We start from the raw sequence: 21619 nt of genomic DNA, 5'->3' as shown, positions 1-21619 counted from the left end.
TCGGCACAGGTAGCCGCTCACGTCAGCTGCCCCGGGAGAAAAAGTGCAGGGATGGGAGCCCGGACTGTTGACAACATCATTGAGACTCCTTCGGACAGCACTGGATACCCGGGTGCGTGGTGAGTCCGATGTCCGCCGGATCAGCGACGCCCCATTGCTGGGCGGCATCTCCTTCGATACCGATGCCCAGAAGAAACCACTGCTGACTCAGGCGCCGGCGCAGAGCCCTCGCGCCGAGTCCTTCCGGCAGATCCGCACCAATCTGCAGTTCGCGCACGTCAGCCGAAAGTCCAAGGCGGTGCTGGTGACTTCGTCTCTTCCTGGCGAGGGCAAGAGCACCACGGCCACCAACCTGGCGATCGCCATGGCTCAGGCCGGTCAGTCCGTCGTTCTGGTGGATGCCGATCTTCGGCGGCCGCGCGTGGACGAGTACCTGGGACTCGAGCGCAACGCTGGACTCACCACGGCTCTGATCGGCCGCGCTGATGTCGAGGACCTCTTACAGCCCTGGGGAACGGATGAGCTCTACATCCTCACCGCGGGCCAGATTCCGCCGAACCCCAGCGAGCTCCTCGGGTCGGACGCCATGAAGCAGTTGATCACACGCCTGGAGCAGAAGTTCGACGCCGTGATCATCGACGCCCCTCCGCTCCTCCCAGTCACGGACGCGGCCGTCCTGGCGCAGCAGGTGGGCGGCGTGGTGCTGGTCATCGGTTCGTCCAAGGTGAAGCTGCCCGACCTACAGAAGTCGCTCGGGAACCTCGAAATGGTGAAAGCTGACCTGCTCGGCGTGGTCATGAACCTCCTGCCCACAAAGGGCCCGGACGCCTACTCCTACAGCTACTACTCGTACGATTCGCACCCTGACTCGCACTTGGCCGCCGAGGACCAGCCTGCCGCTCCCGCGTCCACACCCACATCGTCGAGGAAATCCTTCGACGAGGTGTTGGGGCTCCAATCACCTCCCACCCGCCGCCCGGCACTCGACTAGATGCTGCGTAATGCTCCCGCTATGGGGAAGGAGCACAGTGTGAGACAACCTCTCACCTGGATGAGGCGCTACCCGCGGCGCCTCGCGATCGTCGACGGAATCGTGGTCCTCTGGGCCGTGACAGGCGCGTTCCTCATCCGATTCGGGCTGAGAGATGTCACAGGTGCAGAATCGATTCAGACTTATGCCGTCTTCAGCGTGGTGCTCAGCCTGGTCTGGTGGATCATGCTGGGCGCATGGGATTCGCGGAGTCCCCGCGTCCTCGGCTCTGGAGCGGAGGAATACAAGAGGGTCTTCGGCGCCTCCCTCTGGCTGTTCGGACTCATCGCTATCCTCTCATACGCCTTCCGCTACGACACTGCACGCGGGTACGTTGGACTCGCCCTTCCCGCCGGCGTGGTCGGGCTCCTCGTCGCGCGCTGGATCGTTCGGCAGATCCTGAGCGCGGAGCGCCGTCACGGTAAAAGCTCCTCCCAGATCCTCGTCGTGGGCGGCGCCAGCGCCGTCGACCACCTGGCCACGTCCCTGCGCAAGAATCCCCTTGCCGGCTACAGCCCGGTGGGGGCCTACGTCACGAGTGGGAGCAGCGGTCCCCTGCCCGTCAACCAGGATCTTCCGGTGGTCGGTTTCGGTTCCGATGTCGACTCCATCATCAGTGCGATCGACGCCAGCAAGGCGGATTCGGTCGCAGTGTCCGCGGGCTCGAACCTCGATCCGGAAGTGCTGCGAAGGCTCGGGTGGGCCCTCGCAGCGCGTGAGACGCGCCTCATCCTGGCTCCTGCCCTCACGGATATCGCGGGACCGCGCATCCACACGCAGCCGGTGGCCGGTCTGCCGCTGGTCCATGTGTCGACTCCGAAGCTCACCGGGGGTTCGAGGGTGGCGAAGCGCCTGTTCGACATCACCGGGAGCGCCACCCTGCTACTGCTCCTCTCACCAGTGCTGCTTGTCCTGACCATCCTGGTCAAGCTCAGCAGCCCCGGGCCCGTCTTCTATATCCAGGAGCGCATCGGCGTCGGGGGCTCCACCTTCCATATGTTCAAGTTCCGTTCGATGAAACAGGATGCAGACGCTCAGCTTGCTTCGCTCCTCGCATCCCAGGGAAGCGCCGACACTCCCCTGTTCAAGGTGAAGGACGATCCGCGCATCACCCCGGTGGGCCGAGTACTCCGCAAGTACTCCCTCGACGAACTCCCTCAGCTGATCAATGTGCTGCGCGGCAGTATGAGCCTTGTCGGCCCACGACCGCAGCGCGCGGGTGAAGTGGCACTGTACGACGATGCCGCGCACCGCCGCCTCTACGTCAGCCCGGGCATGAGCGGCCTCTGGCAGGTCAGCGGTCGCTCGAATCTCACCTGGGAGGAGTCCATCAAGCTGGACCTCTACTACGTGGAGAACTGGTCGCTGATGCAGGACATCGTCATCCTCCTCAAGACGTTCAAGGCGGTATTCGCCAGCCATGGCGCTGTCTGATTCCCGCTTTCACCCTTACGCCATGACGGCGCCGCACGATAGGACCGTGAGTGACATCGAGTAGCGCGTCGCCAGCAGGAACAGCACCGGAGAACTCGCCATCTCCCCGCACGCGACGCTCGCGGAAACCGGGCCGCCGTGTCCTGCGGCGAGTATTGCTGGCCGTCGGCATCGGCGTCCTCCTCCTCGCCCTGTGCGGTGGCTGGCTCGCCTTCCGCGCAGTGCAGATCAAGCAGAACCTCGAGTCAGCCATGGCGCTTCTCCCCACCCTGCAGGAGCAGGTGACCGCCAGAGACCTACCTGCAGCAAGTGGCACCCTCAAGGACGTCCAGCGCCACACCACCGACGCCCGCGCTGCCGGCACCGACCCGCTGTGGAAGGCAGCCGGCATCCTGCCGCTGGTCGGTGCGAACTTCTCGGCCACCAGTGAGGTCACCGTGTCCGCGGACGACGTCATAACCCGCGCCGTGGCACCCATGCTCGACAAGGTGGAGACTTTAGACTGGGATGCCCTCACTCCCGCGCACGGCCGAGTGGACGTCGGACCGCTGCGCGACGTTGCGCCGACCTTGAGATCTGCCGCCAACACCGTGCAGCTATCCTTCGATCGTCTCCAGGGCATCGACCGCAGTAAGCTCCTCCCCCAGGTGGCCGGGCCGCTCGAGCAGGCCATTGGAGCACTCGACGAAGCCCGCGAGCCTCTCTCCGGCGCGTCCCGTGCCGGTCAGTTGCTCCCCTCCATGCTTGGCGCTGACGGGCCCCGCAACTACCTGGTGCTGGTGCAGAACAGCGCCGAAGTCCGCGCAACGGGCGGCATCTCCGGTGCACTGGCTGTACTCACCGTCGAGGATGGACGGATTGCTCTGACGGACCAGGGCAGCGCTTCCGAGTTGGGGCGGTTCACCCCATCAGTCACCGTGGACGCCGAGCAGGAACTGATCTACTCCTACCGCATGGGCACGTTCATGCAGAGCGTGAACCTCACCCCGGACTTCCCCACGGCCGCTTCGACGGCTCAGCGCATGTGGCAGGAGCGTCACCCCGGTTCGCGGATCGACGGAGTGATCGCGCTCGATCCTGTTGTGCTCGCCAACATCCTGGGGGCCACCGGTCCCGTGGAGCTCGGTACCTTGGGGGGGGATCCCGCCGTCGATGCCCTGCTCGCACAGACCCAGTTGCCCACCGCACTCGACTCCACGAACGTAGTGCCGACCCTGCTCTCGGACGTGTACGCGCAGATCGAGGAACCCGCCCTACAGGACGCCTACTTCGCGGCGGTCGCCGGCAAGGTCTTCGGGGAGCTGACGAATGTGCAGGGAGATGGCACGCAGCTCATCGAGGCTTTGGTGACCAGTGCAGAGCAGGGCCGCCTGTACCTGTGGTCCGCGTCGTCGGAGGAACAGGACCTGCTCGCGCAGACCGACCTCGCCGGCGCAGCGCTGGGTCCCGCTGTCGGCGGAGCCGCCTTCGGGGTTTACTTCAATGACGGCACCGGGGCCAAGATGGACTACTACGTGCGGCGCACCGTGCAGCTGGTGAAGAGCTGCCCGGGTGACGGGTACTCCCTGTACACGGCCAAGGTGACACTGACCAACACCGCCCCCGCCGATGCCGCGACCAGCCTTTCCGAGTACGTCACCGGTGGCGGAGCGTTCGGTGTTGATCCGGGCCGGGTGCGAACCAACACGGTCGCTTACGGGCCGGCCCAGGCGCTCCTGCAGCAGGCGAGGATCAACGGCGAGGACGTTCCGGTTGGCTCCTTCGCGCACGGCAACCGGCCCGTGGCTATCCTCACCACCGAGCTCGGACCCGGCGAGACGGCAACCATCGAGGTGGACTTCTCGAAGGTGGTCCAGGAGAGCGAGCCGGTGCTCGACGTCACGCCGACCGTTCAGGACCCGGCCGACGTACTCTTGCCGGCGCAAGGCCTGCAGTCCTGCAGCTGACACAGTTCATCGGCCTGGGGCCAGGTTAACACTGGGTTACATCTTCGCGAGTGGTGTTCGGACCCTTCCCCTACCTAGGCATGCTTGGTAACTTTTAAGTAGGGGAACTTCCTTACCAAGTAGTAAATCTTCGGCGGTTCGAGTAATCGTCTCGGGTCCTATAGGGTAGGGGAGAGTAGGCTCAGGGCGTTTTGGGAACGAAGGCCCCGGTCACTTCACCGCTTTTCTCTCGTCTCAATCACCTTTATGGGGAGCTCATCATGAACAAAACCGCCTCAGTCCTGGCCGTCGCCGGAACCCTTGCACTCCTTGGAGCCGGCGCAGCGCAGGCCGCTCCCGTCTCCACTCCCTCCTACGTCACCACGCCGGCACCCGGCACGGTCAGCGATGGCACGGTTGCTCCCGGCGACACCGTGGTGTTCAGCAGCAATGACGGTCTCTTCGAGCCCAACGAGCCCATCCGCATCACTGTCGACCGCACCGACGCAACTCCTTCGGCTGCCGGTTTCGGCGCCGGTGGTGCTGCTGCAGCGCGCGGCGGGCTGATCGTCCTGAACGAGATCGTCCTCGACAAGACGATCAACGCCGATGCGCAGGGCAACTTCTCCTACAACGTGCAGCTCAACGAGGAAGGCGTGTACACGCTGACCGCAGCTGCACTCGATGGCAGCCCCGTTGTCACCTCTCGCGTGGTCGTCGACTCCGCCAACGCAGTTGGTGGCACCACGGGCGGAACCACGGGCGGAACGACCGGCGGTACCACCTCCTCGGTCAAGGGCGGCCTCGCCAACACCGGTGTCGATTCCGCAATGCTCCTCTGGGGTGCCGCTGGCATCGGCGCACTCGGCCTGGGTGCCGGCAGCATCGTTGTTGCCCGCCGTCGCTCCGCCGAGGCGTAATACCTCGCAGTACCAAGCACCAAAGAAGCAGGGCCGGAGCAAACGCTCCGGCCCTGCTTCTCTGTGTACTGAATGTTCGGAGGAAGAGGCCAGCGGCAGCTGGGGACGGAGTCTTGGTCTCAGGAAGACTCCTTTGCCGCTGGCCCCGATCCGGGACCCGCCTTTTATTCGGGTAAGGGCACAAGCCCTGCTGCTGAAGCTTCCTTGGTTCAACAAGTGCAACCCTACGGAGATCTTAAGGACGGCTCACGAGTACGCACGACGTGTTTTTTCCAGCCGGCTACGGGGACCGCGGCCCTGCACTACCTGTCGCGCCGCACGAAATACGTGCTTCGGCCGAGGGCAGTCAGCGCGTGCCGTCGTCCCCCGCCATCTCCCCCGCCAGCTCCTCCCGCGTGGTGATCCCGAGCTTCCCGTAGACGCGGTACAGGTGCCCCTCCACGGTGCGCGTCGACAGCACCAGCGCCCTCGCGATGGCACGATTGGTGGCCCCCTCGGCCGCCATCTTCGCGATCTCCCATTCCCTGCCGGTCAGCTCGTGGGTGGTCCGCGCATCCCCTTCCTCGTGTGGCAGCAAGCCTTCGAGGAGGGACTGGCGCCGGCGCACGGCCCGGAGGGCGAGGCGCCGGGACCGGCCATCACCTCTCTCGTCGAACAGTCGCATGGCCCTGGCCGAGGCGTCGGCCGCGAGCGGCAGCTTCTGGATGCTCTCGGCCTCATCCGCAGCCATGAGCAGGGCCTCGGCATCCGAATCCGCCAGGGCATGCGCATAGTGCGAGAGGACCTCTGCCTCCGTACCCTCGAACTGGTCCGCCAGCTCCGCCAGGCGCCACGCCCTCGCTGTGTCCCCGAGGACCAGGAGCAGCTCCAGGGTGTCCTTCTCGCAGGAAGGATACGGAGCGGACCTCGCCGTCTCGGCCAGGCCCTGGAGCCCGGCGAGGTCACTGCCCTCGCCCGGCGTTCCGGCCCCCCCCGCAGCGAGGAAGGCCCGGCCGAGGAGGAGCAGCGCGCGGCTCCCGGTCGAGGACACCCCGCTGAACTCCTCCTCGAAGGCCTTCGCCGCGCCCTTCTCCCCCAGCGAGTTGGCGGCCCAGGACGCGACGCCGAGCGCGTAGGGAAGCAGCATCTCGCTGTCCAGCCGGCGCAGGGAGATCAGGGCCGGCTCGAGGATCTGCAGTGCGGTGCGGAATCTCCCGCGCCGCGCTTCGAGGACGGCTTCGAGCGCCGCCAGCGGACCGCTCAGGTACTCGAGGCTCACCACGGGCCGCTGCCGGTACTCATCGAGGGCGTCGGCGGCTGCCGCGAATTCGCCTGCGTGGATCAGCGCACTCACGTACTCGACCGTGACCTGCGGGTGCAGGTGTTCGAGGTCCCCGGCAGATCCCTCCACCTCCTCGAGCGCGGCCCGAAGCTCCGCGATGGCCGTTGCGCACTTGCCCAGGGCGCCGCTGACCACTCCCCTGAACACGCGCCCCAGGACCGGCAGGCGGGGTTCCGCTGCCGACTCCGCGGACCGCACGGTGCCGTCGAGGACGTCGAGCCCGGCCTGGGCGGCTGCGTACTGCCCTTCGAGGATCCAGCCGAAGACGTGCAGCAGTGCCACTGCCTCGCGCGCCGCTTCCCCGGCGCCGTCCGGTCCAGCCGCGGCGCGGTCCGGCAGCACCGCCTCCAGCCGTGCCGTGCAGGCATCGGCGAGGGTGTGGACCGCGCTCGGATTCTCGCCCCTGCGGACGCAGGCAAGAGCGGTGAGGACCGCGGCGTCGACGACGGTCATCGGCCGGACCGCACCGCCCCGGACCTTCTCGAGCATGTCCACGGCCACCGCGTAGTCGCCGAGGTTGATCCTGACCCGCACCTCCTCGACCGTGGCGGCGTCGTCCTCTCCCCCGGCCCTCGCGGCACCCGCGAACCGCAGGGCGGACTCCGGACTGGAGACGTGCGCGGCGGTGCGCGCCGCCTGCAGGAGAACCGGTGCCGGCACGTCCACCCCGCAGTCGAGGGCCCAGTTGAGGTAGTCGAGCCGGCCCTCGTGCAGGGCGGGCAGCACCACCTCGTCGTCGTCGAAGACGCTGCGGCGCAGTTCGGCGCTCCGGCCGGCGGGCACCAGCGCCCGGACCACGCGCGTCATCATGGGATGGGCAACCCGGACAGGGCCGGCGGACGTACCGGAGTTCCGCAGGAGCCCGCGCCGGAGGAGCTGCTGCGCCACGGCGTCCTCCCCCAGCCTCGCGAGCCGTGCCTGCGGAAGCCCCCCGCTGAGCGCCACGGCCTCATAGACGGTCCGCTCCTGCTCGCTGAGCCCCTGCAGCAGGGTCTTGCCCAGGTCCACCAACGCGGGGAGGGGCGGGTGGAAGCGCCCCGAGAGGCACCAGACGCCGCTCCGCTCCACCAGTTCACCGGTCGCGGAGGAATGCTCGAGGAGGGCCCGCAGCATCAGGGGGTTCCCCGCACTCTGCCGGGCGAGGTAGTGCGCGGCCCCGCGGGCGAGCGGACCGCCGAGCACGGCCGCGGACAGCCTCGCCGCGTCCGTGTCATTGAGCCCACCGACGTCCACCCGGCTGATGAAGCCGTCCGTGTAGAGCGAGAAGAGGTCACCGGAGCGGGGTGGGATGCCGTTCGAGAAGAGGACCACCTTGATGGTCCGGGAGATCACCAGCTGCGTGAGGATGTGGCTGCTGTCGTCGTCGAGGTAGTGGGCGTCGTCGACCACCACGACCGCCTCGCGGCCTCCGGATGCGGCACGGAAGTAGGCGACGAGCGCGCGGAGGGCGGAGAGGGAGGAGGCGAGCGTCTGGGGTGTCGCCTCGGTGAGGTACGGCCCGAGCGATCCGTACGGCACGTCGGCCAGGCTCGCCGTCGCCCGCACCACGAAGCACTTCTTCTGGTGCGCCTCGAGGACCGAGACGAGGCGGCGGGCGATCGCGCTCTTGCCCGTGCCTGCCTCGCCCACCACGAGGGCACCGTGGAGGTTGGGGTGGGACAGCGTGGAGACGATCGCGCCGATGGTCCGATCGACGCCCACGAGGGGTGCGTGCCCGTCCTCGCGGCTCATCAGAGCGGTGCCGGAAGTAGCTCCGCGAGCTGCAGGCGGGAGGAGACGTGGAGCTTGGAGTAGATCTGGTAGAGGTGCCCCTCGATGGTGCGGACGGAGACGCACATGACCTCCGCGATCTCCCGGTTGGTGTACCCGCCGACCGCCAGCTGCGCGATCTCGCCCTCGCGGGGCGTGAGGGCGTCGAGCTGTGAGGTGGGGCCGCCGGCATCCACGTTGGCCAGGACCCGCCGCGCCCGCTGCTGCACCTCGCGCACCGTGGACTTGTTGCCCGTGGCGCGGGCCGCGTTCAGGGCCGAACGGGCGGCGTCCCTCCCGAAGTTCTGGTCCCCGCCCGCAGCCGCCAGCTCCATCGCCTGCAGGAGCACCTCGGCGTCCCGTGTGGACACGCCCTTCGCGAACATCTCGCAGAGACGGGCGAAGGGTCCCTGCACGCGGGCCGCGACATCGGACAGTTCCGCCAGGGCGGCGGTGTTGCCCAGCCGCACCGAGCTCGTGAAGGCGGACAACTCGAACAGGGACGCCCCGCGCTGCCGGTCCGACCGCCCCAGGGCCTGGAGCTGCTGGGCGGCATCCGGCTTGGCCTCGCGGAGTCCGAGGCTCAGCAACTGCAGCTGCGCGACCATGCGGCGCACCACCCACGGCACACCCGGTGCGGGTTCCGCGTGCACCAGGAACGGGATGGCGGCCTTGATGTTCTGGGTCATGGTGTGGCAGAAGGCGATCGACGCGGCCGCGAGCGGTAGCATCCGGTGCGGGTCGGCGACCCGCAGCTGGTCGAACGCCGGGGCCAGGAGTACCAGGGCGTCCTCGGGCGTGCCGTACCGGCCACGTGCGAGTCCCAGGGCGAGCTGCACCGCCGAGCCGTGGTGCATGGCCCCGCAGTCCTCGGCGGAGAGACGGAGCTTCCGCGCACCCGATTCCCAGCAGCCGGTGGCGCTGTAGACGGCGGCCAGGCGCAGGTAGGCGATCTCGCTGGTGCGGTCGCTGCCGTAGGACTCCTCCAGGCGGTCCGCGATCGAATCGGCCAACTGGAGCGCCTCCAGCTGGCTCTCCATCATGGCCCACGCCTCGCACAGCAGCACGTCGCTGCGGATCCCCTGGTCCCGGGTGAGCAGGGGCGAGGAGTGCCTCAGGGACAGCACGAGGTCCCGGCACTGCGCGAACTCCCCCTGCAGCGACGCGAGCTTCGCGCGCGCGATCACGACGTCGGCCCGGAGCCGGGCCTTCTCCTCCCCGGCGAGGCCGGCGTCGGCCTCCAGGCGTGCCTCGGCGTCGGCGAGGGGCTCCTCGAGCCCGGCCAGGCCGAGGCAGCTCCGGAGGAACGCGTCCGCGAGGAGCAGCTCCACGGCGTCCGCCGTCGCGGCCTCGCCGAGCAGCGGTGTGGCGAGCAGGACAGCGTTCGCGGCGTCCTGGAACCGGCCCTCGAAGGTGAGGGCGTGGATCCGCTCGGCGGCGGCAGCGGCGGAGGACCGGTGCGCGTCCCCGAGTTCGGCGAAGGTAGCCGCGTCCCAGTACCTGCCGGCGTGGTTGGCCGCGCGGGCGGCGGCGAGGGCCAGTGCGGCGGGGACCGGCCGGTGGCACTTCAGCAGCCACGCGGCGTGCCGCTCCGGGTCGAGCAGCTGCGCCTGCGCGGCGTCCTCGACCCAGCGCCTGTAGAGCTCGCCGGAGCGCTGTGCGGAGAGGGACTCGACGGTGCCGGCGGCTATGACGGGGTTCGCGAACTCCACGTATTCCTGCTTGCCGTGCCGCACGGCGAGGATGCCGGCCGACTGGAGGGAGTCGACGTCCGTGCTGGTGGTGATGCCCTGCGCCGCACCGAGCGGCAGCCGCCCCGCCAGGGCGATCACGTGCGCGACCTCCTGCTGGCCTGCCGGCAGCTCCTCGAGGAGCGCCTGCGCCGCTTCGGCGATCTCGGCGGGAACGGGGGTGCCGCCGGGCAGCAGCACCCAGGAGTTCCCGTGCTGCACGATGCGCCGCCCGCGCAGCTCCCGCGTGCAGGCCTGCAGGAACCGCGCGTTGCCTCCGCTCATGCAGTGCAGCAGCTGGACGGCCTCGGCACTGACGGGTCCCTCCAGCTCGGCCTCCAGGAAGGCCCCTACCTCCGGCGGGGTGAACGGCACCAGGTCGAACCGCTTCAGCGAGCCGTCCCGCCACAGCGCGGCGAACAGGGGATCAGCGGCCGCGAAATCCTGGGCCGTCAGCAGCACGAAGGCGGTCTCGCTGAGCACGAGCTGGCCGATGAGCGCAGCCGAGGAGGGGTCCAGGTACTCGACGTTGTCCACCGCGAGGACCACGCGGCGGCCGCGTGCCTGCCGGTTCAGCAGCTCGGACACGGCCTGCAGCACCGTCACGGGGTGCTCGCCGACGTCCGCCTCGAGCTCGGACAGGAGGAAGTTCACCGGACGGAACGCCTGGTGCCGGGACCCCCTGGAGCCACGGATGCGGAGGATGTAGAGGCTCTCCGCCTGGGCGGACAGCACCTGCTGCATGACCGCCGTCTTGCCGACTCCCGCTTCGCCGACCAGCACCGCACCGACGGACCCCGGCGAGAACAGGGCCTCCCCGACCGCCGCGACCGTATCCTGCCGGCCCACGAAGAAGGGTGCCTCAGCGAACCTGCTCATGTCCTCACCGCCCCGTGAAGTACTGCAGAATATATCGAGAGAGACAGCATGCCAAGGATGAATTCATCCATGAGACCACTTCCTACATCCGAAGTCTGGGTCGTTCCACTTCGAGCCTAGGAAGGCTTCGGGCCTGCTACACGAGTAACACTTACTGGAGTTCCACTCCACCTACTCGCTTCCCACCCGGGTAATTACGGTAAGACTACTTGCAAATCCCGCATCGAGTACTTGGACGACGAGTGTCGCAGAGTCCGTGTGACGCCCCACCTGCTATCAGGAGTTGCCGTCGAACAGGCTCGTGACCGAGCCGTCGTCGAACACCTCGCGGATGGCCCGGGCGATCAGCGGGGCGATCGAGAGGACCGTCAGCTGCGGGAACCGCTTCTCCGAGGGGATCGGGAGGGTGTTGGTCACCACGACCTCCCGGGCACCGGACTCCGCCAGGCGCCGGGACGCCGGCTCCGAGAATACCGCATGCGTGGCGGCGATGATGACGTCCTTGGCGCCGGCGTTCTTGAGCACCTGCACGGCACCGGAGATGGTTCCGCCCGTGTCGATCATGTCGTCGATGAGCACGCAGGTGCGCCCCTCGATCTGGCCGACCACCTGCTTGGAGATCGCCTGGTTGGGCACCGTGAGGTCGCGGCTCTTGTGGACGAAGGCCAGCGGCGCACCACCGAGGCGCTCGGCCCACTGCTCGGCCACGCGCACGCGCCCGGTGTCCGGGGAGACGACCGTGACGTTGTCGGCGTCGACCCGCGTGCGGATGTAGTCGGCGAGCAGCGGGATGGCCATGAGGTGGTCCACCGGTCCGTCGAAGAAGCCCTGGATCTGCGAGGTGTGCAGGTCAACGGACATGAGGCGGTTGGCGCCGGCCGTCTTGTACAGGTCGGCGACGAGGCGGGCCGAGATCGGCTCGCGGCCCCTGCCCTTCTTGTCCTGACGCGCGTAGGGGTAGAACGGCGACACCACGGTGATGCGCTTCGCGGACGCCCGCTTGAGCGAATCCACCATGATGAGCTGCTCCATGAGCCAGTTGTTCAGCGGCGCCGGGTGGGCCTGGATCACGAAGACGTCCGTGCCCCGGACGCTCTCCCCGGACCGCACGTAGATCTCGCCGTTCGCGAAGTCATAGGCCGAGACCGGCAGCAGCTCAGTGCCCAGCCAGGACGCGATCTCCTCCGCCAGTTCCGGGTGGGCGCGCCCGGAGGCCAGGACCAGCTTCTTCTCGCCGTGTGCGGTTATCTCGCTCATGCCTGGGTGCTCTTCTCTTCGGTGGGGTTGCTCGAGGGGGTGTTCTTGTCGGGGGAAGCGCCGGCCGCGCCTGCGGCACCGGCGGACGCGGAGCCTGCCCGCTTCTCGGCCACCCAGTCCGCGATGTTCCGCTGCGGTGCGACGGTCAGGGCGAGCGAACCGGCCGGGACGTCCTTGCGCACCACGGCGCCCGCCCCCGTGTAGGCGCCGTCCCCCACCGTCACGGGGGCCACGAAGACGGTGTTGGAGCTGGTGCGCACATGCGAGCCGATCACGGTGCGGTGCTTGTTGACGCCGTCGTAGTTGGCGGTGATGTTGCCGCACCCGATGTTGGTGTACTCGCCGATCTCGGCGTCACCCGCATAGCCGAGGTGCGAGAGCTTCGAACCACGCCCCACGGTCACGTTCTTCGTCTCGTAGAACGCACCGATCTTCCCGTCCTCGCCCAGGACCGTCCCGGGGCGCAGGTAGGTGAAGGGGCCCACGCTCGCGCCGGCACCGATGCGCGAGCCGCTCCCGTGCGTGCGGACCACGTGCGCGCCTTCGCCGACGACGACGTCGGTGAGGGTGGTATCCGGACCCACCACCGCGTCCCGCGCCACGAACGTTTCGCCGTGGAGCTGCGTGTTCGGCAGCAGCGTGGTGTCCTCCTCGAGGGCGACGGTCGCGTCGATCCACGTGGTGGACGGGTCCACGATGCTGACTCCAGCGCGCATCCACCGCTCCACGAGGCGCCGGTTCAGCTCAGCCCCGAGCGCCGCGAGCTGCACGCGGTCATTCGCGCCCTCGACCTGCCAGCGGTCCTCCTGCACGACGGCGGCGACGCGGCCGCCGTCGGCGCGTGCGATTCCGACGACGTCGGTGAGGTACATCTCGCCCTGCGCGTTGTCGACGTCGACCCGCGTCAGCGCGCTCCTGAGCACGGCGGCGTCGAAGGCGTAGATGCCGGAGTTGACCTCGCGGATGGCCCGCTGCTCGGGCGAGGCGTCCTTGTGCTCGACGATCGCGACCACCGTGCCGTCCTCATGGCGCTGGATGCGCCCGTACCCCGTGGGGTCCTCGAGCACCGCGGTGAGGACGGAGACCGCATTGCCCTCGCCCTGGTGCACCGCCACGAGGTCCCGGAGGGTCTCGGGGGTGAGCAGGGGGACGTCACCGTACGTCACGACCACGGTCCCGGCCAGCGGGCTCCCGGAGCGTTCGTCGAGGCCCGCGAGCGCCACCTGCACGGCCCGGCCGGTGCCGGGGACGTCGTCCTGGTCGATCAGCACCGCAGCGGAATCGAGCCCGCTGACGTGCTCGGCCACGCGGTCACGCTCATGGCGGACGACGACGGCGAGGTCCCGTGGCTGCACGGCGCGTGCCGCGCGCAGCGCGTGCCCGATCATGGAGATGCCGCCGATGGGGTGCAGGATCTTCGGCGTGCGCGACTTCATCCGGGTACCGGCTCCTGCCGCGAGGACGATCACCGCCGCCGGGATCTCGGTACCGTTCAGCGCGGTGGCAGTGGTGCTGTCCTGGTTGCTCACGAAAAAGCGCTCCTACCTCTGGGGGACCGGCGTGTGCGGCGGACTGACCCGTCCGGGCAGCAATTCACCGTTCCGCCCATAGGATTCGAACCTATACTCCACAGCTCCAAAGGCTGGGGTGCTGCCATTACACCAGGGCGGACCGCGACCACGCTCCCTGGTGCCGGAGCATGTGCGCACGGTTATCTAGTTTGCCATGCTCCCGGGGCACGGGCGACTCCACCCGGGGGTTCCCTGCGGGTGGAGTCTCGGCGCGGTTCCGGGGACGGCCGGCCATTGAAAGCGCTGCGGCGGCGGGGCTAGATTACGAGCATGCTTCCTCCCCGGCCAGAGATGTCCAATGCCGTCCCGCCTCCCATCGTCAGGGAGGAGCCCGCTCCACGGGTGGTGCGGGCCTCGGGCGGGCTATGGCTCCTGGGGGTGGTTGCCGGCGTGGTGGCGCTCGTGTTCGCGTTCCTCGACCGCGAGGCGCACCTGGACGACCTGCGGGAGACCGCCGGCACCCTCGACGCCGAGGTGGAGGCCTCGGCGGTGGACCAGGTGGCCTCGGTAGCCCTGTGGGGGACGCTGGGGGTATTCGCGCTCGTCCTGCTGCTCGAAGCACTCCTGGTCAGGCCGCTGCTGCGGCGCCGCGGCTGGGCCCGCTGGGCGCTCCTGGCGATGGTGGTCTTCAACGCAGGCGCCGTGCTGCTGGTGCTCGCCTTCCTCGGGAGCGATTCGGCCGGGTTCCAGCCCGCTCCCCACCTCGCAGTGGTCCAACTGGTCCTCGCGGCGCTGGCCCTGATCGTGTGCCTGCTTCCGGCGGCCGCGCGCTGGTTCCGGGACGTCCCCTCGCGGCGCTGACGAGCTGATCAGCCCCGGGCGAGCTCCCTGCCCTGCTCGGCTGCGCCTGTCCGGACCACCAGTTCCTCGCAGGAGCGCAGCACCACCTGGCAGGCCTCGAGGGCGCCCCGATCCGTAAGCGGGTTCTCGGCCATGACCCGCCAGCGGCGCAGGGTCCCGAACGAGGTGGACCGGATCTCCTCGGCGTCCGCGCCGGGCGCCAGGGCAAGACGCTCCGCGGCACCCGTGCCGGAACCTCCCACCAGCCGCTCTGCCTCGCCCGCTGCGCGTGCCGGCAGGGGGACGAGGCCGGAGCGCAGCGCGGACAGCAGCCGAAGCTCGCTGATCTCGTGGGCGTTGGCCCTGATCCTCTCGATGCCGGCCAGCAGCTGGGCGCCGTCCTCCCGCGGGTTGCTGCGCAGCAGCGCCTCCAGGCCCGCCAGCGCCGTCCGGACCCGCAGGGTCGCCGCACGCGCGCTGAACTGCCGCAGCACGAGCGTCATGAGGTGGTCGAGCCCGCTCCGCCGGGCCAGCTCACGCGCCAGCGCCGTCGCATCCGTGGTGCCGCCACGCACCAGCGCCGCTCCCAGGCGCAGGCCGAACATGCCGAAACGGTCGAGGATGCGCCCCGCGTCCTCGGCGGAGATCCCGATGGCGGGCCCTCCCGCGACGAAGCGGTCCGCGGAGATCAGCATGCGCTCGCGCTCCGCGTTCCCGAGCGCAGCCAGGGCCACGAACGCCTCGTACTCCGCCTGCCGCAGCGTCCGCGAGCTCTGGGCGAGGAGCCCGGCCATCGGAAGAACATCGAGCACCAGCGACCTCAGCGACGCGTCGGCGCGGTAGCGGTCGGCGATCCGGGAGGCGGAGATGAGGGAATCGATGCGGCCCGCCCCCACCTCGTCCGCGCGGGACAGGACCGCGAGCGCATTCACGGTGCCCGCGTGGGCCGCGCTGGTGTCGCGGAAGGCCTCGAGGAACTTGATGTCCGAGGCGTGCAGGTGCCGCATCAGGTAGATCACGGCATCCGCCTCGGACGGCGCATCCTCGGGCGTGAGGAACCGGGTGCTGCGCGCGGAGACATCCGCCGAGAGGGAGGCGATACCGGGGGTGTCGATCAGGGTCATGGAGCGCAGGTTCTCGGCCGGCCACTCGACGACGAGCCGGGCGACGTCCTCGGCCTGCTGCCCGCCGAGGTCGAAGACGAGCCGCCCCTGGACCCTCGTCAGGGGAAGCAGCCGCGGTTCGCCGTCCACGGGGTACAGGGTGATCCGGGGCGTGGCCGCGTGGCGGTACCAGGTGATGATGCGGGTGCACTCCCCCGTGTCGGTGGGAGCTATCTCCTCGCCGATGATCGCGTTGAGGAGCGTGGACTTGCCGGCCTTGACCATGCCCGCGACGGCGACGCGCAGCGGCTCGCGGAGGCGCTGCGCGTACGTCTCGAGCTCTGCCCGCACCGCGGGTTCGTCGTCGTACACCCTTACGGCCTCCAGCAGGAGGGCCTCGACGGCGCCGCTGTCCCTCATGCTCCTGCCGCCACCGCGTCCGCGGAGAACTGCCGCTCGGGGGCGGCTGCGGGAAGGAGCTTCCTGGCCTGGGCGTGCAGCTGGTCGATCCGGGTCAGCTCGGCCTTCAGCTGGACCACCCGCTCATCGCGCTGCTGCCGGAAGCTCGAGGCCGTGCGCTGCGCGGCGGTGACCGAATCGGCGAGTGACCGGTGGTGCTCCTCGGCGATGTTGCCGAAGTGGTCGCGGATCTCGCGCTGGACGAGGCGCAGCCGGTCCTTCAGCTGCTTGCCCACCTGGAAGACGACGTCGTCCATCTGCCGCCGCACGAGGGCCTTCGCCTCCGCCTGGCGCCGCTTCAGCCTGGCGTCCTTGTCCTCCCGGTACGCCTTGCGCCCCAGCAGCAGGCCGGCTCCGACCGAGAGCGGATTGATGAGGGACATGCCGATGATGCCGGTCAGCAGCCCGAACATCAGGACGCCGCCGTAGGAACCGCGCATGCCGATGAGCACCTTCCCCGCGGCGCTGACGTGCCCGGGGTCCAGGTAGGGCACCTCCTCGACGGGGGCGAGGACGCCGTCCGTGCCGGCCACCTCCAGCAGGGGCAGGGGTACCTCGTCGAGTGCGAACAGTTCGGCCACCTGCTCGGCGAGCCACTGCGAGCGCTCGTTGGTCCAGACGAAGGTGTCGGACACCGCGGACGCGACGCGCTGCTCGAGCCACTCCGCGAACTGGTCCCAGACGGGCCCCGGGTCCCCGGCGTCGATGGCGGTCTCCGCCTCCCGCTGGATGGATCGGATCCGGTCGCGGAGATCGTGCTCCATGTCGGAGATCAGGTCCGACGCGCCGTCGTTCAGGGTGGTCTGCCAGCGCGAGGAACGCTTCCGCTGCTGGTCGGCCTTCTCCTTGGCCTCCTCCAGTTCCGCGAGGAGCACGGGCACTCCCTCGGGGTTCTGGAGCGCCTGGAGCTCGGACTTCACGGACAGCCGCAGGTGCTCCGTGGTGGACAGCAGGTCCTGTGCCACGGAGTTCCGGCGCAGGGCCTGGGCCTTGCCGACGACGTCGTTCCGGAGGTAGGCGATGAGCTCGGGGAACCCGGACTCGCGGTTGAGCTCGGGATCCTTCGCCTGCGAGGCGAACAGGCGGAGGTCCGAGGAGACCGGGATCAGGGGGGCGGTTTCCATGCCCGCCTGGGCGAGGTGGGCGCGGTCGAGGTCCGCGACGGCCCTCCACTGCGGGTAGAGATCGGTTTTCGACAGGACGCAGCCCACGTTCGGGACGATGCGCTGGGCCTGCTTGAGGAACCTCAGTTCCGGTTCGGTGTACTCCTGCGAGGCGTCCGAGACGAGGAGCATGGCGTCGGCCGTGGGCAGGGCAGTGAGGGTGGTCAGCGCGTGGGCCGATTCGAGGCCGCCGACCCCGGGGGAATCGATGATGGAGAGCCCGTCGGCCAGCACCCGCCGGGGAAGGCGGACCTCCGCCGAGGCGAGCCCCTGGCTGTTCGACGGATTGCCCCGCTCCGACACGAAGCCGGCGATCTCCTCGAGCGCGATGGGCCGGCGCTCGAACGCCGAGGAGTCCTGCTCCGCCCCGCCGCTCCCGCGGGGCACCAGCACTGCTGCGCTGGCGGGATCACCGAAGCTGACCACGGTGGGCACGGAGGTGGCGATGTCGTCATCCACCGGGCACACCGGCGCGTTCACGAGGGCGTTGATGAGCTTGCTCTTGCCCTGCTTGAACTCCCCCACCACGATGACCCGGATGTCCGGGTTCGCCAGGCGCACCAGCGTCTGCTCCAGCCTCTGGCGCAGGTCCGCCCTGTCCCCGGTGGCGACCAGGCTGAGACCGCGGTTCACGAGCGTGGTGAGATCGTCCATGTAAAGCTCCCCGATGAGTTGTTGTCCGAGACCGCAGGCAAGCCCAACGGGGTGGATCCCCCGTTGGGCTTGCCCGAGTTGTCCTGCAGTTAGAGCGAAGAATCCTCCACCGCGACCGAGTTGTCGACCTCGAGGTCCACCTCGTTGTCGACGAAGATCGCCGAGTCGTCGATCTCGGTGTAGGCGTTGTCGGAGTTGTCCGTCTCGTTGAAGGAGTTCTCGACCTCCAGCGTGTTGTCCACCGAATTGTCCGTCTCGTTGAAGGAGTTCTCGACCTCCAGCGTGTTGTCCACCGAGTTGTCGTTGAACGAATCCTGCACCACGACGTCTGTGGTGTCCGAGTTGTCGGTGACCGAATTGTCCGTGTTCAGCGAGTTCTCCAGATCGACGTCGACATCGATGTCGGTGTCGGTGTCCACGGAGTTGTCGGTGGTCGAGTTGTCGGTGTCCGAGTTGTCGTTGAACGAGTCCTCCACCACGACGTCGGTGTCGATCGAGTTGTCCGAGTTGTCGGTGTCCGAGTTGTCGTTGAACGAGTCCTCGAGCTCCACGTCGATGTCCGTGTCGACGGAATTGTCGGAGTGGTCGGAGTTGTCGGAGTGATCCGAGTTGTCCGAGTTGTCGTTGTACGAGTCCTCGACCGAGTTGTCGGAGTTGTCGTTGTAGGAGTCCTCGACCGAGTTGTCGGAGTTGTCCGAGTTGTCCGAGTTGTCGTTGTACGAATCGGTGGTGTTGCCGATCGCGACGCTGGCGGAGCCGCCGGCCGTGACGTTGGTGGAGCTGTCCTGGGAGTGGTCGTCCGAGTTGTCCACGGAGTTGTCGACCCTGGCGTCACCGTTCGCTGCGACCGCGCCGTTGCCGGAAGCGATGAAGGCGTCGTTGTCGAACATCTGGGTGACGTCGCCGTTGGCCCAGATGTTCTGGTTCACGGACTGGTCCGTGATGGTGTCGCGGTCATCCACGGAGGAGGTGTAGGAGTAGTTGTTCACGACGTGCAGGAGCTGCTGGACCGCGTTGCCGTGATCGTTGTCGTCGCCACCCGTGGAGGGCGTGCCCGGCGTACCCGGCGTGACAGGCGTCGTCGTTCCGCCGCCACCGCCGCCGCCCGGCGTCGTCGGCGTGGTTGTTCCGCCGCCGCCCGGGGTGAAGGGGGCCGGGGTGACATCGCCGGAGGAGTTGCCGCCGGTGTTGTAGCTGCGGCCGAACGAGCTGGCGTTGCCGCCGCCGAAGCTGACCGGAGCGTAGTCGAGGACCACGGGCATGACGGCGTCGACGTCGTCCATGCACACGTCGCCGAGGCCGGCCTCGGCGAGGACCCCTTCGGGGTCGCTGATGAATTCGCTGGCCGCTTCCTGGTCGTTGAAGAGGTTCATCAGGAAATCGAGGAGATCTGAAGCGAGAGTAGTCATGGGATGTTCCTTCGGTGAGGGTGTCGATTCGCCGGCGGCTCTGCCTGGCTTGGTTCAAACGTAGGAGCGGGGGTGCACCGGGGGCATCGGTAGTTGCCCCCCTAACCCCGGGCTCCCGTTAGGGGTTTCGTCCGGCGTCGTTAGGGGCCCCCGCAGGTGAAGGACCCCGGGAAGCAGCGCTGCCGCCGGCTGCCGGTTCCAGGGCGAGGCGGAGCCGGGCCAGGAGTTCCGAGCGCGACGACGCACCGAAGCGACGCCGGATGCGGGCCACATGGTGCTCCACGGTGCGGGGCGAGATGAAGATCTCCTCGCTGATCTCGCGATAGGTCCGGCCCAGCAGGACCAGCTGCGCGATCTCGCGTTCGCGTCCGCTGAGGGCCGGGCCCGCCGTCCGCCGTGCGTCCCCGGGGACGGTACCGGCCCGCGCTGCTGCCGCCGCCTGGAGGGCAGCGACCCGCTGCGCCGTGGGCGCCTCGCGCGGCGTCCTCGGGTCCGGCCGTGGTGTCCGTTCCCGGATGGGGCGTAGGTCACGGGCGCAGGAGAGCAGCCTGGTCATGTCCTTGCGGTCCGCGGCCCGGGCCGAAGCATGGCCCGCCAGCCGTGCACCTTCCCAGGGGAACCCGGCTGCGGCGAGGCTTCGTGCCGCGTCCTCGACGGCGTCGGCATCGAACCTCCCGGCGAGCACGGAGACCCACGCCTTGCCCGCGACCGCGAACGTGGCAGCCAGTGGATACGTCACCGCCTGGCGGACCAGCGCCGCCGCGTGGGGCGCCAGGTCCTCGGGGCGTTCGAGCAGGAGGCCGGCCTGGACGGCCGACCAGTGCAGGGGCACGGACCACAGGGGAGGATCGCCGAGCCTCTCGAGGAGCAGCCACGCCTCCTCGAGGTGGGGTTTCAGCCCGTCGACGTCGCGGAGCCGGGCCGCGGCGATGACCAGTTCGTCGAGCGGAAGGATGGCCAGCAGGTCCACCGAGACGTGGAGCAGTGCCTCGCGGGCGCGCTGCCAGGCCTCGACGAGGGCGGGGGTGTCCCCGGCGCGCCTGGCGAGTCCCACCTCGAGCGCCTGCAGCAGCAGCTCGTCCCGCGGGCCGAGGTGCTGCTCGCGCCCTCCGGCGTCCACGATGAAGTGCCGCGCCTGGACGGGCTGGTCGAGGAGCATGGCCGCCCATGCCCCCAGGAGGCACAGGCGCGGGCGCAGGACCTGCCCCCCTTGTCCGCCCGCGAGTGCCGCCTGGATCAGGGACAGTGCGGTCTGCGGCTTGCCGGCCAGGAGCGCGACGATCGCTGCGAAGGACGCCGGCAGCTCCGGCGCGGGCGAGATCCTCCCGGTCGAGTTCAGCGTGTCGGATGCGCGGATGAGGATGGGGAGTGCGCCGTAGGGATCCGGGCCGAGGGACAGCAGGGCTCCCTCGGCCAGGAGCGTGTGCGCGACGTCGTGCAGCGAGGGCGACGGCGCGGAGGCCCTCCCCTCGACCAGGGAACGGGCTCCAGCGGCGTCACCGGCGGCCAGCAGCGCGAGCGCGCCGAGCGGCTCCACTCCCGGTGGGCGGAGGGCTGCGGCCCAGCGGTGGACATCGGCCGCACGCGCCATCATGCCGCGGTGCGCCCAGAGCGCGCTGGATACCCGTACCGCCCGGGCGAAGTCCGGGAGGGTCAGCTCCTCCTCCGGTGGCTGATGCCCGAAGTAGGTGTCCAGGACGCGGGAGGCGGCATCGAGATCGCCCACCCCGAGCGCGGCCTCGGCCCGGCGCGGCGCGGTGGCCAGGGCATCGGCGCCGGCGGCGACCGCGAGGTCGAGCGATTCCAGCGCCCCGCCGGGATCGGTGCCGAGGAGGCTGGTGCCCTCCTGGTCGAGCAGGCCCGCCAGGCGTTCGTCGACGAACCCCTCCGCGGCGAGCTGGCGCGCGAGGCGCCCGAGCGGCAGTCCTTCGGAGCAGTACAGGTCCACCAGCGCGCGCTGCAGCCGCCGCACCTGGTACACATCCGCATCCTCCAGCACGGAGGCGCGGAGCTCGGGGGATGGCCGGCCGTCCGCCTGCACGAAACCGGCAGCCCTTGCCCGGTCCACCAGGTGCTCGGGCGGCGTTCCCTCGCTGTACAGCAGCGGCGGGACGAGACCGGGGATCGAGAAGCCGACGCACAGCGCGAGGACGACCTCGTAGGTTGCGGTGTCCAGTTCCAGCGGGTGACTGCCGTGCGAGCGCACGTCCGCCTCGAGGTAATGGGCCACCACGA

Annotated in this window: 12 protein-coding genes, 1 tRNA gene and 1 pseudogene; 5 read left to right on the top strand and 9 right to left on the bottom strand. The window is 69.2% G+C overall.

The annotated features are described in order from the left end of the window. Positions 1-85: 85 nt before the first annotated feature. The 4 genes and pseudogenes from ACIQCY_RS15170 to ACIQCY_RS15155 form a co-directional block, all read left to right on the top strand. A pseudogene (locus ACIQCY_RS15170) lies at positions 86-991 on the top strand (CpsD/CapB family tyrosine-protein kinase); the annotation flags it as partial. Between the two features lie 39 nt (positions 992-1030). Then, entirely contained in the window at positions 1031-2464 is a 1434-nt protein-coding gene (locus tag ACIQCY_RS15165) for a sugar transferase (protein ID WP_400484727.1), read from the top strand. Positions 2465-2514: 50 nt separating this feature from the next. Next, positions 2515-4410, top strand: coding sequence for a DUF4012 domain-containing protein (locus tag ACIQCY_RS15160; RefSeq protein ID WP_400484726.1), 1896 nt, complete (start codon positions 2515-2517; stop codon positions 4408-4410). A gap of 260 nt (positions 4411-4670) precedes the next feature. Next, complete coding sequence (locus tag ACIQCY_RS15155; protein WP_400484725.1) at positions 4671-5309, top strand: LPXTG cell wall anchor domain-containing protein; 639 nt, start codon at positions 4671-4673, stop codon at positions 5307-5309. 346 nt (positions 5310-5655) lie between these two features. Here ACIQCY_RS15155 and ACIQCY_RS15150 read toward each other — a convergent pair whose 3' ends face one another. The 5 genes from ACIQCY_RS15150 to ACIQCY_RS15130 all read right to left on the bottom strand — a co-directional run bounded on the left by ACIQCY_RS15150 (position 5656) and on the right by ACIQCY_RS15130 (position 13916). Beyond that, positions 5656-8361 carry a LuxR C-terminal-related transcriptional regulator gene (locus ACIQCY_RS15150; protein ID WP_400484724.1) on the bottom strand — a complete coding sequence of 902 codons (2706 nt, stop codon included), beginning with the start codon at positions 8359-8361 and terminating at the stop codon, positions 5656-5658. Further along, on the bottom strand, positions 8361-10988 hold the full coding sequence (locus ACIQCY_RS15145) for a LuxR C-terminal-related transcriptional regulator (protein ID WP_400484723.1): 2628 nt from the start codon (positions 10986-10988) through the stop codon (positions 8361-8363). The genes ACIQCY_RS15150 and ACIQCY_RS15145 overlap by 1 nt, the downstream gene beginning before the upstream one ends. 276 nt (positions 10989-11264) lie before the next feature. Then, positions 11265-12245 carry a ribose-phosphate diphosphokinase gene (locus ACIQCY_RS15140; RefSeq protein WP_400484722.1) on the bottom strand — a complete coding sequence of 327 codons (981 nt, stop codon included), beginning with the start codon at positions 12243-12245 and terminating at the stop codon, positions 11265-11267. Next, complete coding sequence (gene glmU / locus ACIQCY_RS15135; protein ID WP_400484721.1) at positions 12242-13774, bottom strand: bifunctional UDP-N-acetylglucosamine diphosphorylase/glucosamine-1-phosphate N-acetyltransferase GlmU; 1533 nt, start codon at positions 13772-13774, stop codon at positions 12242-12244. The genes ACIQCY_RS15140 and glmU overlap by 4 nt, the downstream gene beginning before the upstream one ends. A gap of 70 nt (positions 13775-13844) precedes the next feature. Beyond that, a tRNA-Gln gene (locus ACIQCY_RS15130) sits at positions 13845-13916 on the bottom strand. 170 nt (positions 13917-14086) lie between these two features. Between ACIQCY_RS15130 and ACIQCY_RS15125 the strand changes: the two genes are divergently transcribed. After that, entirely contained in the window at positions 14087-14617 is a 531-nt protein-coding gene (locus ACIQCY_RS15125; RefSeq protein WP_400484720.1) for a hypothetical protein, read from the top strand. Positions 14618-14625: 8 nt separating this feature from the next. On the opposite strand, the gene ACIQCY_RS15120 is transcribed toward ACIQCY_RS15125, so the two are convergent. From ACIQCY_RS15120 to ACIQCY_RS15105, 4 genes are all read right to left on the bottom strand, one after another. Next, a complete protein-coding gene (locus ACIQCY_RS15120; protein WP_400484719.1) occupies positions 14626-16119 on the bottom strand; it encodes a dynamin family protein in 1494 nt (497 codons plus the stop codon). Beyond that, the gene (locus tag ACIQCY_RS15115) at positions 16116-17975 is read right to left on the bottom strand and encodes a dynamin family protein (protein ID WP_400484718.1); all 1860 of its coding nucleotides are present in this window, start codon (positions 17973-17975) and stop codon (positions 16116-16118) included. Before ACIQCY_RS15115 ends, ACIQCY_RS15120 begins: the two co-directional genes overlap by 4 nt. 89 nt (positions 17976-18064) lie before the next feature. Beyond that, the gene (locus ACIQCY_RS15110) at positions 18065-19384 is read right to left on the bottom strand and encodes an IniB N-terminal domain-containing protein (protein ID WP_400484717.1); all 1320 of its coding nucleotides are present in this window, start codon (positions 19382-19384) and stop codon (positions 18065-18067) included. Between the two features lie 118 nt (positions 19385-19502). Then, complete coding sequence (locus ACIQCY_RS15105; protein ID WP_400484716.1) at positions 19503-21617, bottom strand: LuxR C-terminal-related transcriptional regulator; 2115 nt, start codon at positions 21615-21617, stop codon at positions 19503-19505. Positions 21618-21619 lie beyond the last annotated feature (2 nt).

It is taken from the genome of Arthrobacter sp. NPDC092385, assembly GCF_044755105.1.
GTDB lineage: Bacteria > Actinomycetota > Actinomycetes > Actinomycetales > Micrococcaceae > Arthrobacter_D.
This window is presented reverse-complemented; position numbering and strand designations above follow the sequence as displayed.

Coding starts and splice junctions, on each gene's coding strand:
- ACIQCY_RS15155 (WP_400484725.1), top strand. CDS start 4,671: ATGAACAAAACCGCCTCAGTCCTGGCCGTCGCCGGAACCCTTGCACTC.
- ACIQCY_RS15150 (WP_400484724.1), bottom strand. CDS start 8,361: ATGAGCCGCGAGGACGGGCACGCACCCCTCGTGGGCGTCGATCGGACC.
- ACIQCY_RS15145 (WP_400484723.1), bottom strand. CDS start 10,988: ATGAGCAGGTTCGCTGAGGCACCCTTCTTCGTGGGCCGGCAGGATACG.
- ACIQCY_RS15140 (WP_400484722.1), bottom strand. CDS start 12,245: ATGAGCGAGATAACCGCACACGGCGAGAAGAAGCTGGTCCTGGCCTCC.
- ACIQCY_RS15125 (WP_400484720.1), top strand. CDS start 14,087: ATGCTTCCTCCCCGGCCAGAGATGTCCAATGCCGTCCCGCCTCCCATC.
- ACIQCY_RS15120 (WP_400484719.1), bottom strand. CDS start 16,119: ATGAGGGACAGCGGCGCCGTCGAGGCCCTCCTGCTGGAGGCCGTAAGG.
- ACIQCY_RS15115 (WP_400484718.1), bottom strand. CDS start 17,975: ATGGACGATCTCACCACGCTCGTGAACCGCGGTCTCAGCCTGGTCGCC.
- ACIQCY_RS15110 (WP_400484717.1), bottom strand. CDS start 19,384: ATGACTACTCTCGCTTCAGATCTCCTCGATTTCCTGATGAACCTCTTC.